Annotated in this window: 13 protein-coding genes; 6 read left to right on the top strand and 7 right to left on the bottom strand. The window is 44.0% G+C overall.

Going from position 1 to position 17595, the window contains the following annotated elements; translation table 11 throughout:
• Nucleotides 1–138: 138 nt before the first annotated feature.
• Complete coding sequence (locus ACMCM8_RS00285) at nt 139–666, bottom strand: hypothetical protein (RefSeq protein WP_412724306.1); 528 nt, start codon at nt 664–666, stop codon at nt 139–141.
• Nucleotides 667–719: 53 nt separating this feature from the next.
• Nucleotides 720–1718, bottom strand: coding sequence for a competence protein CoiA family protein (locus ACMCM8_RS00290; protein ID WP_412724308.1), 999 nt, complete (start codon nt 1716–1718; stop codon nt 720–722).
• Nucleotides 1719–1890: 172 nt separating this feature from the next.
• Between ACMCM8_RS00290 and ACMCM8_RS00295 the strand changes: the two genes are divergently transcribed.
• From ACMCM8_RS00295 to hrpB, 3 genes are all read left to right on the top strand, one after another.
• Nucleotides 1891–3591, top strand: a complete 1701-nt coding sequence (locus ACMCM8_RS00295; protein WP_412724310.1) for an ATP-dependent nuclease — start codon at nt 1891–1893, stop codon at nt 3589–3591.
• Complete coding sequence (locus ACMCM8_RS00300; protein ID WP_412724314.1) at nt 3591–5201, top strand: UvrD-helicase domain-containing protein; 1611 nt, start codon at nt 3591–3593, stop codon at nt 5199–5201. Before ACMCM8_RS00295 ends, ACMCM8_RS00300 begins: the two co-directional genes overlap by 1 nt.
• 111 nt (nt 5202–5312) lie before the next feature.
• Complete coding sequence (gene hrpB, locus ACMCM8_RS00305; RefSeq protein ID WP_412724316.1) at nt 5313–7841, top strand: ATP-dependent helicase HrpB; 2529 nt, start codon at nt 5313–5315, stop codon at nt 7839–7841.
• Between the two features lie 288 nt (nt 7842–8129).
• Here hrpB and ACMCM8_RS00310 read toward each other — a convergent pair whose 3' ends face one another.
• A complete protein-coding gene (locus tag ACMCM8_RS00310) occupies nt 8130–9386 on the bottom strand; it encodes a lytic murein transglycosylase (RefSeq protein WP_412724318.1) in 1257 nt (418 codons plus the stop codon).
• Between the two features lie 343 nt (nt 9387–9729).
• Here ACMCM8_RS00310 and mrcB point away from each other — a divergent pair, with 343 nt between their 5' ends.
• Complete coding sequence (gene mrcB, locus ACMCM8_RS00315) at nt 9730–12090, top strand: penicillin-binding protein 1B (protein WP_412724320.1); 2361 nt, start codon at nt 9730–9732, stop codon at nt 12088–12090.
• Nucleotides 12091–12112: 22 nt separating this feature from the next.
• Here mrcB and ACMCM8_RS00320 read toward each other — a convergent pair whose 3' ends face one another.
• The gene (locus ACMCM8_RS00320) at nt 12113–12973 is read right to left on the bottom strand and encodes a helix-turn-helix domain-containing protein (RefSeq protein ID WP_412724322.1); all 861 of its coding nucleotides are present in this window, start codon (nt 12971–12973) and stop codon (nt 12113–12115) included.
• A 104-nt stretch (nt 12974–13077) separates the two neighbouring features.
• Between ACMCM8_RS00320 and ACMCM8_RS00325 the strand changes: the two genes are divergently transcribed.
• The gene (locus ACMCM8_RS00325) at nt 13078–13479 is read left to right on the top strand and encodes a hypothetical protein (protein WP_412724324.1); all 402 of its coding nucleotides are present in this window, start codon (nt 13078–13080) and stop codon (nt 13477–13479) included.
• Nucleotides 13472–14320, top strand: a complete 849-nt coding sequence (locus ACMCM8_RS00330) for a class III extradiol dioxygenase family protein (RefSeq protein ID WP_412724326.1) — start codon at nt 13472–13474, stop codon at nt 14318–14320. Before ACMCM8_RS00325 ends, ACMCM8_RS00330 begins: the two co-directional genes overlap by 8 nt.
• Nucleotides 14321–14376: 56 nt before the next feature.
• On the opposite strand, the gene ACMCM8_RS00335 is transcribed toward ACMCM8_RS00330, so the two are convergent.
• From ACMCM8_RS00335 to ACMCM8_RS00345, 3 genes are read right to left on the bottom strand one after another with little or no spacing between them, the layout of a single operon-like run.
• On the bottom strand, nt 14377–15576 hold the full coding sequence (locus tag ACMCM8_RS00335; RefSeq protein ID WP_412724328.1) for an MFS transporter: 1200 nt from the start codon (nt 15574–15576) through the stop codon (nt 14377–14379).
• Between the two features lie 59 nt (nt 15577–15635).
• The gene (locus ACMCM8_RS00340; RefSeq protein ID WP_412724330.1) at nt 15636–16625 is read right to left on the bottom strand and encodes an aldo/keto reductase; all 990 of its coding nucleotides are present in this window, start codon (nt 16623–16625) and stop codon (nt 15636–15638) included.
• A 15-nt stretch (nt 16626–16640) separates the two neighbouring features.
• Complete coding sequence (locus ACMCM8_RS00345) at nt 16641–17582, bottom strand: Gfo/Idh/MocA family oxidoreductase (protein WP_412724332.1); 942 nt, start codon at nt 17580–17582, stop codon at nt 16641–16643.
• Between the last annotated feature and the right edge of the window lie 13 nt (nt 17583–17595).

A 17595-nucleotide genomic window follows, 5' to 3' on the forward strand; every position in this document is an offset into this window, starting at 1 on the left:
GTAAGTCCGAAAGCTATCACGATGTAAATTAAAATGATATTTGGTTGTGTTTTGATACTAAGTCAGACTGTGAAAGTGTGGAAAAAGCAATCGAACAACTAAGCATTTGAAATAAAATATCAAATTAAATGTGACCCACTACAGGTCACTTCCCCCATTGGGATATTGATGCACCAACTGAATGAAAGCTCGATTTAGAAATAGGGATACCTCTGCCATCTTGACCATTTCTTCCTTAAATGAGTCGGGTCCTAGACTTTCTTGGTCGAAAGAATACTCCTCAGTATTTTCATCAATGCCAATAATAGGATTTGAGCGAAGGATCGCCACTTTCTCTCCTCCACCTTTTATCTCAATGTACGCTGAATGTAGAACCCTGTTTCTATATTTCCTTAGCGCATGCAGCTCTTCAGCGCATTTATGAAAAGACTTAAGGAAGTCCTCTTCCAAATAAGTGGGTAGATTACATTTCGGTAGCGCTTCAATGAAAAGTTTTTGGACTTCATTGATTAGGTCATGATTGCTCAGTTTACGAAGTTCAAGTGGGGGCCATTGTTTTCTTTCTGGATCAATAATAAACCAACCAATCTCGCGAAGTTTGTTCTCAATCCATTGAAACGAAACAACGAATTCGCCGACGCGCTGGTAGATTTCAGATTCAATCACCAAAGATTCAATTCCGTATCTGTCACGTTGGGTACTGTCATCTCGTTTCTCTCTTACACAAAGTTACGTTTGATCACTTTCATCATCTCTGACATCGCAGCATTGTTTCCAGTGACGATTTTAACATTACCGGTCTGGCGACTGTTGCCTGACGATTCGTGAGATAGGGGTAAACCTTTGAACGGAGCATTGTCAAATAGGAACAAGAAATTATCTCCCTGTAACGCGTTGCAGCATGCACAAGTGTTTGCCCAATATGATCCACCGTATTTTTTTGAGTGGCGGTACTGAATCGTAGTCGGTCTAGGTGAAGGCGGTTCATTTTCGCAGAACGGCACGCCATACCACCAAAACACGGGAGTCTTCTTGTGACACCGAAAGCATTCTTCTATGTCAGCAATATAATGAGCTTGCCTAGGATCTTTGATGGCTGAATATAATGATCTGTCGATATTGAAGTGATCACACAGTCTTACAACATCCTTTAAATGTGTTTTGCAATCCGTGCAGTAGGTGTTCTTCAGTCGAGCTTGGGTTGGAACCCACTTGAATGGATCTCGCAAAACATCCTCGGCTTTCAATTCTACCCAGTAGGCCTCTAAATTAGTTGCCTTATTAACATCGACAGAATGTGTATTAAAAATTTCTACAGCCAAAGCTACGTTCGTACTACGATAGCCAACCACATCGCAGATAAAGTCACCGACTCTAACTTCTAGTTTTGCATCAGTGAACGTTCCAGATGGCAAATCAGTTGCGAAGACAACACCACAGCATTCGCAATGATTTTCCAAACAAATTACTGCGTTGCCGGAAGAGTTAGCAGACATGGCTTCGAGGATTAAGCCTTTAGCTGTTATGTGGAGAATAGACTCAAGGCTACAGTGCGACTCAGGCGCATGTGCAAAGTGGGCCGCTCGATATTCACCAGATCTGAAAACTAGTGAAGTCTTACACTGCGGACAGCGATAACTCTCGCCTTTGAGAGCTTGATTCGCTGCAACGAGTTTATCTTTGTCATCAAGTCCATATGGTATTTTCAGGCTTTCCATGTTTCGTCCAAAAATTTAGCTTGGTAAGTAACCTTACCTTTGAAGTCGTTAAGGTAAGGCTAACGGCATAAGCTTGTAAAATAAACCACAACTGATATACATGGTTTTACATCTGGACAAAGACTTGTTCCTGCATGGCTTTCGATATTTATTAGGATGGTAAGGTAGTTAAATGGAAATAAGTAAAGTTGACCTAAGTGGTTATAGAAATTTTAAGAATGTATCCGTTAACTTCCGATCCGATAGTCTATTGATAGGGGCCAATGATGTCGGAAAAAGTAACCTTCTCCATGCTCTGCGAATTCTGTTAGATAAAAATTTATCCGAGGCCGATATTGAGCCTACAGAAACTGATTTTTATACGAGCAAAGTTGCATCCTGCAACGAAATAGTAATAACAATTTATTTTAAGAATGTAACTGAGGACGCCGTACTGTCAGTACTTAAGGGGGCTGTCAGCGATGAGGGGGAGTGTATTTTTCAGTACAATGCCCATTTGTCTGATTTGAGTTATCGTCTATTCATTGGACATCAAATAGACCAACTTGAAGAGGTAAATAGTCGGTTTTACTTGCGGTACGTGAATCTCAACTACATGGAATCACAAAGAGATTTAGAAAAGTACATTGCAAAAGAAAAGCGGAAATTGCTTAAAACTTCTTTTGCCTCTTTGTCTGAACAGCAACTCGAAGGAGACAAAGAGTTAATGGATGAAATTAGTCAGGATTTGCTGGATTTAAACGAAAAGGTTTCTCAACTTGTCTATGTTGACCAAGCGACGTCAGAGGTCAATACCGAACTAAAAAAGCTATCCAATCAACACCTCAATTACAATGTGCAATTGGATACAGGTGCCATACAGGTGAGTGATTTTGTCGATAGGTTGAAGTTAGGAGCGAGTACTGATGGCTCCTCCGTGACCCTTGGAGGAGACGGCAGAAATAATCAGATATTATTAGCTCTTTGGAAAGCGAAGAGCACAAGGGAGCATGCTGTAGACCACGAAGTAGTCTTTTACGTGGTAGAAGAACCCGAAGCGCACTTACATCCTCATCAGCAAGGTCGAATGACCAACTACTTGATCAATGAACTGCCGGGTCAAACGATAATATCGACCCATTCCCCTCGAATAGCAGCAAACTTTAAGCCTGACTCAATTATCAGATTGCTAAGTAAGGATAACTCAACGGTTGCTGCCAGTGGTGGTTGCTCAGATTGCATTGAGCAGGGGTTTGAAGATATGAGTTATCGCATGAGCATCATTCCGGCGGAAGCATTTTTTTCGAGTGGCGTATTGTTGGTTGAAGGTCCTTCAGAAGAATTGCTCTACCATGCTCTTGCTAAATCACTTGACATAGATTTGGATTACCTGAACCTGTCCATTCTTTGTGTAAACGGCATTTCTTTCAAAGTTTATGTGAAAATTTTGGATGCTTTAGAAATACCGTGGGTATTGAGAACCGATAATGATGTTTCAAAAGTTCCCAACAAGAACGAATGGCAGTACGCGGGGATGAATCGGTGCTTGGCAATTATGGGGGACGACCCGGAAGAACACTCAGACAAAGAAGTTATAGCAAAGGATACTTTAGAGAACGGTTTGTGGCAGGAAGTAGCGGAACACGTAGAGCAAGATGACATTTTCTTGGCACGAATCGATCTGGAAACTGATTTAGTAGAAGAACTGGGGAAAAAAGTATTAACAGCGCTTGGGAAGAAAACAGATGAATCTGCGATTAAGCATCTTCAGGATAAAAAAGCACTTCATATGAGAGAGCTTTTGAAAGACATTTCTCAAGACTTGAAAGGTATATCTGGAGGTCAGTTAGCCAAACCACTTCTCGCGCTTGTGGAACTGGTAGCGATAGACTGATGCCTTTTAACCCAACAGAACAGCAAAAGCAGGCAATTGCGTATCCTGATTCACTGGTTGTAACAGCATGTCCCGGTAGCGGAAAAACTACCGTTATGTCAGAAAAAATTAGTGATGTTTTGACTTTGAATCATAAGTATCAAGGCGTTATCGGAATAACTTTTACAAAGAAAGCTAGTGCAGAGTTGAAAAAGCGGTGTAGTTCAAACGCAAAAGATTTAAAGAGCAGCTTCTTTGGAACCATAGATAGCTTTTGTTATCAGGAGTTGATTGTTCCTTTTCTTTCGAGGCTTTGGGGAAGTAACTCTAAAAAATGCGCAGTAGTTAAAAGGCTCAGCGATGATCAAGCCGCACTGTTTGAGAGAAAATATAATTCACCGAATATCCAAGAGCTGGATAATGATGTTGGGTTCAAACAGTTATATTTGCAAAACACGCTGTGGATGTCCTCTTTTTCTGCGCTTGCTGTGTTTATTCTTAGGGAGTCAGTTGCTGCGCAGAATTATATTTCTGCCAAATATACTCATGTTTTTATGGATGAGTATCAAGATAGCTCGTTAGCACAGCATGGACTGTTTTTGACACTGAAGGATCTTGGTTTAGTAGCCACAGCAGTGGGTGATACTGATCAATCAATTTTTCGCTTTCGAGGTAGCCGTCCAGAACTTTTAGACAGCCTTATTAAGTCGCCGGATTTCAAGCACATTCATCTAGACAAGAATCATCGTTGTCATCCATCTATTACAAACTATGCAAATCGCCTATTAGATCCTGATTGCGATCTATTGGATACAGACAATATTAGGGTGGCACGTTATGTATTGGACGGATTGCCTTTTGACGCTGCAAACAAGGTTTCAGAATGGATTATGAGGTGGGTTCGAGAAGAGAAAATTGCAGGGCCTTCTAAAGTTGCAATTTTGGCCAGAACTGCGAGGGTTTTGAATAGCGTTTGCGAAGGTCTTACATGTGACTACAGGCTAGTGTCAGACACCCCTCTAGACGACATCGGCGCTGATTGCTCCGATTTATTTTCAGAGTTATTAAGTTATAAACATGGTGCAATACAATCCGCCCAAACTGTTTTGGACTCGATTTCAGTCAGGTATTTTCTGAGTGGCAAAGAGCAAAGTGTTGTACTCCAATTCATAAAGTCTATTCGACAAAAAAGTGATGAAGAGTTTTTAGAAACAGCTCTGTTGTTAGCTGGCGAGATTGGTTTGCCAGTTAAAGTAGAAACTATTGAAGCGACGAAGACAATTCAAACATCAGAATCCATCCTGAAGATGTTTCGCCCAGAGAACGAAGGCGAAGTTCAGGTAATGACATTACACAAGTCTAAGGGGCTGGAGTTTGATGTAGTTATCCATTTCGGGCTAGAGGAGTGGGTGTTTCCATATCGCGAATTTTCAAGGGATTACAACAATCCTATATATCCTGACCTTGAACAGGAAACCAACCTACACTATGTTGGAATTACAAGAGCTGAGAAACTATGCATCTTGGTACAGACTGCGTTGCGGCAAAATAGCGCAGGGAAAATTAGCAATGCGCAGCCGTCGTACTTCCTCTCTCTTCCTCAGCTTGATGGGTTATATAATCGTCATTAGCTCAAATTTCAGACATGAACTAATTACCGCCCTTTTAAAAAAGATCTGTCAGATCAAAATGTGTAGAATAGACACTCATTTTACTAATTTTTCCCCATCTATTGTTGCCCCGTGAACATTCATAACCTGCCAATTTTCGAAGTAGTAGAACGTATCAATGTTGCCTTGAGAAATGGCCAAAACGTAATTCTTCAAGCAGAACCCGGCGCAGGTAAATCAACTGTAGTGCCACTTGAGATAATCAAAGAAAATATCTTTGATGAGAAGAAAATCATCATGTTGCAGCCAAGAAGGGTAGCTGCAAAATCAATAGCGTATTTCTTAGCAAAGTCGCTCGGTGAAGATGTTGGTCAGACCGTTGGCTACCGGATACGGAGTGAGACCAACGTTAGCGCGAATACAAAACTAGAGATCGTTACAGAAGGCGTCTTAACCCAGATGATCCAGAGTGATCCTGAACTTAGCGGGATAGGCCTGATCATTTTTGACGAATTCCACGAACGTTCACTTCATGCTGACCTCTCATTAATGCTTGCTAAAGAAGTACAGGAAAGCCTGCGCGATGATCTGATACTTTTTGTTATGTCAGCAACGATAGATGCAGGCATGTTAGAAAGCTATTTGCAAAACACTCAAACCATTTCGGTCAAAGGGAGGGCGTTCCCTGTAGACCTTGAATATCAGGGTTTTAAACGCAAGCCTTTGGAGTCAGTTGCAGTATCTGCGGTGAGAACGCTCATTGGCCAAACAACGGGTGATGTATTGGTGTTCTTGCCGGGTATCAGAGATATAAATAAATGTGTTGATGTGGCAAAAGACAGTTTGGATTTGAATAAGATAGAAGTATTAGCTTTGCATGGATCTTTACCCCTGAAGGACCAGCAACTGGTCCTTCAGAACTCGCCATCGGGTAAGCGCAAAGTCGTCTTTTCCACGAATATTGCTGAAACCAGCCTTACAATTCCAAGCATCACAGGAGTAGTTGATTCTGGCTTAGAAAGAGCGCTTGTATATGACCCAAACTCTGGCATGAGCCGTTTGGTAACCAAGAAGATTTCTCTGGCATCCGCTGAGCAACGTAAGGGCCGTGCGGGCAGGGTTCAGGAAGGAAAATGCATCCGATTATGGAGCGAAAGCGAAAGTACTTCTTTTGAAAAGTACCATTCGGCAGCTATCCTAAATGCCGATTTAACAGACGTTGTTGTTCAATTGGCGAAATGGGGAAATCCAAATTTTAGTGAAATTGATTGGATAACAGAACCTCCAAAAGCGCATTTCGATTCAGCAGTGGATCTACTGAAGTCTCTCGATTTGTTTTCCGCGACAGGCACTATTACAAACCTCGGTAAAGAAGTCTCCGAGCTTGGCCTTCCGGTCAGGCTCGCAAAAATGATAGCGGTGACCAGAACACAAGAACACAGAGATATTGCGTGCCGCTTAGCAGCCATTCTTTCCGAAAGGGATTTATTGATATCAAGTGACTCTGTTGATTTGATGCTTCGGTACAATTTGATGGAGCAGTCGCTTTCAGAACTCAAAGGTCTGGGGTCCAATGTCAGTATGTCTTCTGTTAAGGCCGCCAAAGAGCTTGAACGGACTTTGAGGCAGAAGGTAGGGAGAATGACCTTTTGTGAAGTTAAGGATGCTCTTGATGCACAACTTGACCAAATGGCCGTGATTGCTTGCCTTGTACTCTTTGCGTTTCCAGAGAGACTGGCCATCCAGAGATCAAAGAACTCGAACCGATACCAATTAGCCAATGGCAAAGGAGTGAGCCTCCGGGAACATGACCCACTTTGTAGATACCGATTGCTTGTTGTTACGAATTGCGATCTTAGAGATAGGGAAGGACTTGTTTTTAGTGCCATACCCATCGACATGAGCACGCTAAAATCGGTTTTTGAAACATCCTTTAAAGTTGTTCAGAGAAATGTATTTGAGGCTGATACCGGAAGGTTTTTTAGCGAGCGTACACTCAACTACCAAAGCATTAAACTGGAGATGCTTGAAAAAGGGGAAGCTGATAGTTCCTTCGTCGCTGATACTATTCACGAACAGCTTAAAACAAAGGGGGAATCCCTACTTAACTGGACAGATATCTGTGAATCATGGACCAAGCGGCTGATTTGGTTAGGTAGTGTAGACGAAGATTTTCCTACATTCACAAAGCAAAGCATCTTCGACAAAGCCGATGAATGGCTTCTTCCATACATAGGTAAAGTCAAAAAGCTACAGGACTTGAAGAGTGTAGATATTTTTCCGCTAATTAAGTCAGTGGTTTCTTGGGATGAGTCGTCTAAGCTCGACAATGAGGCACCTGAATTTTACCAAGCGCCCAGTGGTAAGAGGATCAAAATCGATTACGATTCTTCTCAAGGACCAACGGTATCAATCATTCTTCAGGAGATGTTTGGGGAACTGAATTCACCAAAGCTAGCGGGTAAAGTAAACCTCAGATTTGAGTTGCTATCACCAGCGAGACGTCCAATTCAGATTACCAGCGACATTGGCCAGTTTTGGAGTTCTTCATACTTTGATGTCGCAAAAGAAATGCGTTCCAACTACCCTAAACATCGTTGGCCGACAGAGCCACTTAAAGAATTAGCTGGGCGATCTATTAAGGATAAAAATCAACGGTGAGATGGTTTGATTCAACATCTGTCAACAGATTGGAATATTATTTCTTGTCAACAGGTTAATTTTTAAATTATTCCAATACTATGATTTATATTGATAAATGTAGTTGTCAACAGGTGGGTGGTTGGATTACTGCGATTCACTTTTGGCCGGATGATCCGGCCAATGCGCTACCCACCAGTAAGACGAAAAAACACATGTAATGCTAGAACTACGGGTTCTTCATCTACCTGTTTTGTTTAACCAGTACAACAAAGCACAGCATGACTCATCAGGCTCTAGAGGGAGCTGTTACGCTTTGTCTTTTTCTAAATTCACATCCAGTGCGGCCATGACTTCAAGGCCCGGAAAGCCATCGGCAATCATGTTGTTGGCAATTTGATAATTTCGAATGCCTTCGCGGGTGGCCGGACCAATAATTCCATCTGGCTTACCCACATCGAAGCCAAGTTCGTTGAGTTTGCTTTGAAGTGCAATGATATCTTTGCGACTGTATGCGGGTAAGTCTGGAAGTGGGGCTTTAATGCCTGATGCGCCCGCGATGCGATCTGCAAGCACGCCCACAGCAATGGCATAAAACTCAGAGTTATTCCAACGCATGATCACGCGAAAATTGTGATATGCGATAAACGCAGGGCCTTCGTGACCGGCTGGCACAATCACATAAGCCTGTGTTTCACCGTCACCGAGTGAATCACCATTGGCCTTTTTGAGCCCTTGTTTATTCCACTGTGTTAAGGGTTGGCGATTTTTGTAGCCAGATTCCTGATAATTGAAATCTGCTGGTAGTTGGACTTCTCGACCCCAGCGAAAACCGCGCTCCCAGCCTAAATTGGCCAAAAAGTTAGCCGCGGATGACAGTGCGTCTTCTTCACTCGCCCATAGGTTAACCTGGCCATCACCGTCACCATCGATAGCATAGTGGGTATAGGCTGATGGCATAAATTGAGTATGACCCATTGCACCGGCCCACGAGCCAATCATCTCTTGACGGGTAAGTTTTTCTCGCTCGAGTAATTTCACGGCAACTAAAAACTCTTGAGTAAAGTAGGTACTGCGTCGCTTATCACATGCGAGTGTGGCCAATGAATCGAGTACAGGCATCTTACCCTTGTAGCTACCAAAATTAGTCTCTAAACCCCAAAAGGCAAGAAGGTAGTGGGGAGGCACCCCATAGGTGTTACTAAGCTTGTGCAGTAAATCTTTGTGTTTGGCATACATGGCCTTCCCTTTGTCGGTACGCCAGTCTGTCACCCTTTTACTAAAGTAGCCGGGAAAGGTTTGTACGAACTCAGGTTGGCTTCTGTCGAGCTCAATCACTCTATCTTGATGAACAAGGTGGGGGAAAATGTGATCGATAGTGGCTTGACTGACACCTTCTTGTTTAGCTTTGTCCGCGAGATGTGCGGTGCATTGTGCGAACGTATCATTGGCCAATACGGGATTAGCGAAAACACTTCCCGCAAGCAGGGATAATGACGCACCTAGAGTAAAGGGATTAAGTGAAAGCCGGGACAAAAGAGAAGACCGAAAAGAAGCTAAACGCATAGTATATTCCTGTATTACTGATAGGGTTACTGGGATCAATCGCCCTGCTCATCGATAGGTGTAAAGCAGTAAAAAATAGGCACACCAAAAAAAGTAACCATTTGCATGCTATCGCATTGTGACTATTAAACGCGAGTAAAATTCATTGATTAATACAAACCTATATTGAGATAAGTGACATAACGTCGCTTCTTATCTAGAAATATGGTTTGTGTAGGCACTTACCGCTTAAGAGTTGTTGCAAATCTGTCCCAGTGGTAATGTTGGCACGTATAAGGCACTTTTATCAGATTTCATTGCAAGTAGTGCGTATTCATTCTTATGTTCTTCATGGCGTTTTCTCGTGGCAAAAAAATTATCTAAAGATTCTTCTTCCGCTAAGACTAAATCTACTAAATCGACACCTTCTAAAAAAGAGGGCGGTAAGCGCAAATGGTTTATGAAGCTGTTTTGGCGTTTGTGCCTCATTGGATTTGTGCTTATTGGCGCTTATGCATTTTACTTGGATGCCCAGATCAAGCATGCGTTCTCTGGCAATAAGTGGGAAGTGCCTGCACAAATATTTGCCAGGCCGCTTGAGATAAGTAAAGGGGAAGAAATTACGCCTCAGGAAGTGATTGATGAACTGAATTTACTTGGGTATCGCAAAGTAGCATTTGCCAATAACAGTGGTGAATATAGTTATCAAAATCGCGTGTTGAATATACAACGCCGTGCATTTCAATTTCCAGAGGGGGCAGAGCCACTTAGACACCTTGTCATTACTTGGAATGGCGCACGAATTGGTGAAATTTATGACAAATCTCAAGACCGGCCGTTTGGAACAGTAAAGCTAGAGCCTTGGTTAGTGACACGGATGACCAGTGGGTCACATGAAGATCGTATGTTAGTTACGCTGGATACCATCCCCGATTTATTGCCTAAAGCGTTGACGTTAGTCGAAGACAGAAACTTTTATAACCACCACGGTGTTGCGCCGCTTTCTATTTTACGGGCGCTGATGGCCAATATTGCCGCAGGTCGCACAGTCCAAGGGGGGAGTACCCTGACTCAGCAATTGGTTAAGAATATGTTTTTAACCCGTGAGCGCTCCATTGTGCGAAAGGCCAAAGAAGCGCTCATGGCAGTTATTATTGATGCCCGTTACAGTAAGTCTGAAATTATTGAGGCTTATATGAATGAGGTCTTCCTAGGGCAAAACGGGAGTATGGCAGTTCATGGTTTCGGTCTAGCTAGCTACTTTTACTTTGACCGCCCGGCAAACGAATTAAGCCCACCTGAAATCGCCACGCTCGTGGCAATTATCAAAGGACCTTCTTTTTACAATCCGCGAAAATTTGCAACGCGTACAAAAGAGAGACGGGATCTGGTGCTGCGCATGTTGTTCGACGAGAATGAAATTAATCGAGAGCAATACGAGCGCTATGTAAATATGCCTCTTGGGTTGGCAAGCGGTGCAAGCCTCGCAAGCGGCAAACACCCGGCGTTTATGGAACAGGTTCGGCGTGAGCTTGATGAAATACTGGCCGAGCCCAGTCTACGCGACTCAGGTGTAAAGGTTTTCACTACACTTGATATCGTGGCGCAGCGTCGTGCAGAAACAGCGTTGGCAAATACACTAAATGGTCTGCAAAAAGACAGAAAAGCGGCGCTTCAGGGGGCAATGGTGGTTACTGAAAGTGCGAGAGGTGAGGTGCGCGCTATAGTAGGTGGAAGAGATTACGCCTTTAAGGGCTTTAATCGCGCATTAGATGCTAAACGTCCTATCGGCTCGCTTATCAAGCCCGCTGTATACTTGACGGCACTTGAAGATCCTACAGAATTTAATTTAGCCACGCCGCTTAAAGACGAACCCATTACACTTAAGAGTAAAAACGGACAGCAGTGGACACCACAAAATTACGATAAAACGTTTCGTGGTCAAGTGCCCTTGTTACAGGGGCTGACAGAGTCTTTGAATATTCCCACCGTTAATTTAGGTATGCAAGTGGGCTTGGACGCACTTGCTGATACCATCGCGCGTTTAGGGGTAACGACGCCCATCGAGAAAGTCCCCTCATTAACACTAGGCGCATTTGAGTTAACTCCGTTTGACACTAACCAAATGTATCAAACTTTGTCCAATGATGGTCGTTACATCCCACTTCATACGGTGACCTCGGTAGTCACTGCTGACAATGCGCTGCTGTGGCAGAAAGCAGAGTTTTTCTCTCAACGCACAGACGAAGCCGCCACATACCTGATTAATTATGCTTTATATAAAGTGACCACTGAGGGCACAGCCAAGCGCATTGGCGCCAATTTTGGCAATGTGAACATGGCAGGAAAAACGGGCACTACCGATGATTATCGCGACAGTTGGTTTAGCGGATTTGATCGCAATAATGTGGTGACTGTATGGGTTGGTAATGACGACAATCAGTCGGTGAATTTGACCGGTGCAGGTGGCGCATTGCCCGTCTTTATCAATTACATGAAATCTCAGTCGCCTAAATCCTTATCTCGTCGATTTCCGAAAGGACTGGGGATTGCTCACTTTGACACAAAAACCGGCGCGGTAGTGGTGGCTGGTTGTGCGGGTAGCTTAAGTGTTCCTGCTATTTTAGACGTGTTGCCGCCAGCACAACAAGACTGTAACGGTAGACCGGTTAAAAAGAAAAGCGACAAGAAAGAAAAGAGCTGGTGGGAACGTATTTTTGGTTAGGCGAGACAGTCATTCAAAGTGCTTACCTAAATCTTCGTCGGTAGTCTTTGGGTGTTTCACCAGTGAGGTTTTTAAAGAATTTTGTGAAATGGGCTGGGTCGTTAAAGCCTAGCCTATCGGCGAGTGCCGAAATGCGCAGATCGGCAAAAATGAGATAGCGTTTAGCCTCGTCGAGCAAAAACTCGTGAATTAAAGATAGCGCGCTCTTTTTTTCGTGGGTCTTGCAGATTTGATTCAAGTGGGCGCCACTTACGCCAATTTGATTGGCATACCAGCCGACCAGGTGATGCTCGTAACCGTGGGTTGCAATTAGTGATTTAAATTGGGCAAGTTTCTTTTCAGGTTTAGTCAAATATTGATGGGCACTGCGCACTGGCACATTGCGAAATATCCAGACTAGCAGGCGTTGTACAATCGCCAATAGCATCATATCGCTGTATCGATCAGCGGATTTCTCTTCTTGCTGAATATCGCGACACAAACGCTCTATATCGGCAAGCCGACTATCACTGACTTGAGTGGTAAACGGGCGGTTAGCCAGTCCTGAAAGATCTTTCTGATTGACCAGTTGTCCTATCACTGCAGAGGTCACTGACAATACATAACCTTTTGAATTTACTTGCCATGTAAACCCATGTACCACGTTGTTTGGAATGTAGACGACGGCGGGAGCAACAATGCTGTGCATTTCGTCATCCAGCTGTACGGTTCCCCCGCCAGAGGTGACGACAAAAATTTGAAAAAGGCTAACGTGCCGGTGAGGCTTAATTTTCCAATCGTGTTGCTCACTTCTTACATCAAGTGCTTCGCAATACAAAAAAGAGGGAATGACGTTAAAGGTCACATCCTTATCTATTTGCATTAATCGTTTAGATGTAAGCATTCTTTTAAAAATCTTTGTTATATACAATTATTGCCATGTTATTTCCATTAATACTGCTCTTTTTCTTCTTATAATGCAATTAACGTTTTCACAGGAGACCGTTAATGAACTGGCAAAAGAAAGATTACGATGACATACCTGGTACGTACGTGTTTGATGGAAAACGCGCACATCCTGCCTATGCCATCAATAAGTTATTGTATTCGCTAAATGATGACGCAAATCGAAAAGAACTGGACGCCGATCCGGCGGCTTATTGCGACAAGTTTGATGTACAAGGCGAGTACAAAGAAGCAGTGGTAAACAATGACTTCCTTAAACTGATCCGCTCAGGCGCGAATATTTACTATCTGGCAAAAATGGCTGTACCTCGCGGAGTGAGTGTACAGGATGCTGGCGCCCAATTTCAGGGGATCACTACAGAAGCCTTCATCGAAAATCTGCTTAAAAAAGGGGAAGGGCTGTCGGAGAAAATTGCAAAGCGAGGAGATTATTGGAATGGCTAAAATTATCGGTGGGATCACCACGTCACATATACCTGCTGTAGGTAATGCAATTTCCCAGGAGCTTACGCAGGAGCCGTATTGGAAGCGTTTTTTTGATGGCTATGAACCCGCCAAGGCCTGGCTAAAAGAAGCAAATCCAGATGTTGTGATTATTGTATATAACGACCACGGGCTTAATTTCTTTTTAGATAAAGTGCCTACCTTTGCGCTGGGCTGTGCAGATACCTACGAAAACGCTGATGAAGGCTGGGGGTTGAATCATATAACACCGCCGTTTACTGGCAATGCTGCTTTTTCTTGGCACTTAGCCGAATCGCTAGTAGAGCAGGAATTTGATATTTGTACTTGCCAGGAAATGAAAGTGGATCATGGCTTTGTAAATCCCATGCGTGCGTTATATGGCGATCTTGAAAAGTGGCCTGTGCAAACTATTCCACTTGCCGTCAATACGGTCCAGCACCCTGTACCTACCGCTGCACGTTGTCTTAAATTAGGTCGCGCGCTGGGTAAAGCGATAGAATCGTATCCTGAAGATTTGCGTGTGGTGATCTTTGGGACCGGAGGAATGTCGCACCAACTGCAAGGGGAACGCGCTGGAATTATCAATGTAGATTTTGACCTAGAATGTATGGACAAAATCGCCACGGATCCAGAATGGATGACCCAGTTCAGCAACAGTGAAATTATGGATCTAACGGGCACAGAAGGTATTGAAACTATCATGTGGCTGGTGATGCGTGGCGCGTTAAAAGACGATGCCGCTGTAATTCATAAGCATTATCACGCGCCTATTTCCAATACTGGGGCGGGTTGTTTAGTGTTAGACAACACAAAAGACTAGAATAGTAGCGGCTGGTTATATGCCAGCCGGATACTCGTAGTTCATTTATGCGTCAACTAGTTTTCTGGCGGTTTCACTTCTTTTAGATGTCGAAGGGTAGGAAACATCCTCGCACTCATCGCTACTATACCTAACGCCATTACGCCGCCGATTGCTGCGCCGTATACTGTTCCCACAAGCGCGCTAGCTGCCCCCGCTCGAAAATCACCTAAGTCATTGGAACAGGCAATAAACAGCGCATTAACTGCACTTACGCGCCCTCTGAGTAGATCGGGAGTGAGCAGTTGCACAATCGTCCCGCGGATCACCACGCTAAACATGTCTGCGCCGCCGTATATCAATAGTGCTAAAGCAGCAAGCCATGTTGTATGAGCAAAGGCAAAGGCTAAAATCGACAGGGAGAAAACGGTAAGAGCCAGATATAGCACCTTGCCATTATTGGTGATATTTCTTTTACGCTTGGTCAGCAGTGTCCCCACAATTGTTGCACCTAGGGCAGGCATAGCTCTAAGTAATCCCAGTGTTTCTGGCCCGCTGTGTAATACATCACTGACAAATATAGGTAGAATAGCGGTGACACTGCCTGCTAACACTATGGCCATATCAACTGAAATGGCGCCCAACACGGTTCGATTTTTCTTTAAATATCTAATGCCACCCAAAAGCTCATCGATATTTAGTTGACGCCCCGTATTAACGTTAATAGAAGGAAGTAAATAAAAGCCAGTCAGTGTAATCACACTTAAAATGAGCAATGACCAATATAGAGAATGATCTAACCACACTAGCAGAGCGCCAGCGATAAATGGTCCAACGGTAAGCGCTATATTCCACACCAAGCTTATCAGCGCCACTGCGCGGTTCATTTGATTTGCAGGTACTATATGGGGTAATACAGATTGAATTGCCGGGGCGAAAAACGCACGACTGGTGCCAAGGAAGCCTAAGGCAATAAACAGTTGCCAGGTGTGAAGTTGCTCAGCGGACATGATCAATGCAATGGCAATGATCACCCCAAGCTGTAACAGTGAAGTAAGTTGTAATACGGTGCGCCGCGGTACGTGGTCGGCTACCCAGCCAGCTGGAATGGTAAAGACAATAATGGGTACTATCTGAACCAGGCCAACCAGTGCCAGGTCAAACGCATTTCCGGTCGCTTGATAGAGGTGCCATCCTATCGCCACAGAAAGAATTGCACTGATGAGTGTGGCACTAATTCTGCTGACGACTAAACCTACAAGGGCAATGCTCCACATAAATTACCACAAAGATCAAAAGGGGCAGGTTACCACGAGACTGACCAGTCACTCAGATTTTATGCAAATTCTTCTGTATCAATATCTGATTGTGCAAGCGGTGGATAACGCGGCCCCATAACGGTGTTATAGTTAATTAAGCTACTAGCTTTTTCCAAAATATCATTGGGTAGTACCAGCGATGATGCCGCTACGTTTTCCTTTAAATGGGAAAGTAAACGCGTACCAGGTAATGCGTGAATGAAGTCACCTTGGGTGAGTACCCACTTTATCGCTAGCTGAGCTGGTGTACAGCCCGCTTGTTTTGCCAAAAGGCTAAATTGTGTATATAGCTGCCTGTTATGTTGCCAGTTCTCACCTTGGAAACGTGGCATTCCCCGCCTGATATCGCCGGCATCCAATTCATCAGTGGTGGCAAACGTATCGCAAAGAAAACCACGAGCCAAAGGACTGAAACCCACAAAGGCAATACCGCGCATTTTACATGCATCCAGTACGGCAATTTCAGCATTGCGAGTCCATAGTGAATACTCGGTTTGCACTGCCGCAATAGGGTGTACAGCATGAGCCCGCGCTAACGTGGCAGCACTGACTTCGCTAAGCCCAATTGCCCCTATTTTTCCCGCTGCAACGGCTTTAGATAAAGCGTCAATACTCTCCTCAACAGGAATATTGGCGTCGATCCTATGCAAATAATAAAGATCGATAAAATCGGTTTGCATGCTTTGAAGTGCTGAATCAAGGGTTTTATTGAGTGTTTCGGGTCGTCCATCAATGACCCGTTTACCGTCTACCCCTGTCATACCGCATTTACTGGCAAGAAAAACTTTATCGCGAAAAGGCTTTATGGCATTGCCGACAATTTTTTCGTTTTCACCAAACCCGTACAACGCGGCCGTATCAAAGTGGTTGATACCGAGGTCAAAAGCGCTGCGCAGGAGTGCAATCGCGTCTTTTTCATTGAGCTTGCCCGAATAGGCATGGCTGACATTCATACAGCCCATGCCTATCTCGCTTATGTGCTTACCTGCAAGTAGTCGCGTTTTCATGATATCCCTATGCGTTTATGCAGGCAGCTGCTGCGATAAGTCATGAAGTACTTTGTAGCAGTTAAGTACACTGTGAACACTTGAATTGGGCTCTCGGTTTTCACTAATGGCAGCAAAAAACTCTCTGTCCTGTAATTCAATACCGTTCATAGAGACATCAACCTTGGATACATCAATAGGCGTTTCTTTTCCGTCAACTAAATCGTCGTATCGCGCAATATAGGTTCCGTTATCGCAGATATACCTAAAGAAGGTACCCAGTGGTCCATCATTATTAAACGACAGCGACAAGGTACAGATAGCGCCATTTTGAGCCAGTAATTGAATAGACATATCCATCGCAATTCCCAGCTCAGAATGAATAGGACCCTGAATAGCGTTTGCTTTGACAATGGGGGAACCCGCTTGATAGGCAAATAAGTCAACGGTGTGTGCAGCATGATGCCACAATAAGTGATCAGTCCAGGTCCGTGGTTCGCCCTTCGCATTAATGTTCTTGCGACGGAAAAAGTAGGTCTGAACATCCATCTGCTGAATGGATAATTCTCCTTGAGTAATGCGATTATGCACCCATTGATGTGATGGGTTAAAGCGTCGGGTATGACCCACCATGCAAATCATACCGGTACGTTTTTGGGTATCAACGACCGCTTGGGCATCTTCCCAGCTATCTGCCAGTGGGATTTCAACTTGCACATGCTTACCGGCTTCCATGCATTGAATAGCCTGTGCTGCGTGCATTTGAGTAGGGGTACACAAAATCACCGCGTCAGCGTCGCTGGTTAATGCGTCGCTAAGTTCAGTGTATACATTGGGGATCCCATATTCTTTCGCTACGGCCTGTGTTTTTTCTAAAGAGGGACCGACAAGTCCCGTTACTTCAACACCGTCAATGTTTTTTAAACCGTCTAAGTGTTTGATACCGAAGGCGCCAGGTCCTACTATTATCGCTTTCATAATCTTCTCCTGT

The sequence above is a fragment of the Alteromonas sp. D210916BOD_24 genome, from assembly GCF_047159385.1.
Classification (GTDB): domain Bacteria; phylum Pseudomonadota; class Gammaproteobacteria; order Enterobacterales; family Alteromonadaceae; genus Alteromonas.

Coding starts and splice junctions, on each gene's coding strand:
- ACMCM8_RS00290 (WP_412724308.1), bottom strand. CDS start 1,718: ATGGAAAGCCTGAAAATACCATATGGACTTGATGACAAAGATAAACTC.
- ACMCM8_RS00295 (WP_412724310.1), top strand. CDS start 1,891: ATGGAAATAAGTAAAGTTGACCTAAGTGGTTATAGAAATTTTAAGAAT.
- ACMCM8_RS00300 (WP_412724314.1), top strand. CDS start 3,591: ATGCCTTTTAACCCAACAGAACAGCAAAAGCAGGCAATTGCGTATCCT.
- ACMCM8_RS00310 (WP_412724318.1), bottom strand. CDS start 9,386: ATGCGTTTAGCTTCTTTTCGGTCTTCTCTTTTGTCCCGGCTTTCACTT.
- ACMCM8_RS00320 (WP_412724322.1), bottom strand. CDS start 12,973: ATGCTTACATCTAAACGATTAATGCAAATAGATAAGGATGTGACCTTT.
- ACMCM8_RS00325 (WP_412724324.1), top strand. CDS start 13,078: ATGAACTGGCAAAAGAAAGATTACGATGACATACCTGGTACGTACGTG.
- ACMCM8_RS00330 (WP_412724326.1), top strand. CDS start 13,472: ATGGCTAAAATTATCGGTGGGATCACCACGTCACATATACCTGCTGTA.
- ACMCM8_RS00335 (WP_412724328.1), bottom strand. CDS start 15,576: ATGTGGAGCATTGCCCTTGTAGGTTTAGTCGTCAGCAGAATTAGTGCC.
- ACMCM8_RS00340 (WP_412724330.1), bottom strand. CDS start 16,625: ATGAAAACGCGACTACTTGCAGGTAAGCACATAAGCGAGATAGGCATG.
- ACMCM8_RS00345 (WP_412724332.1), bottom strand. CDS start 17,582: ATGAAAGCGATAATAGTAGGACCTGGCGCCTTCGGTATCAAACACTTA.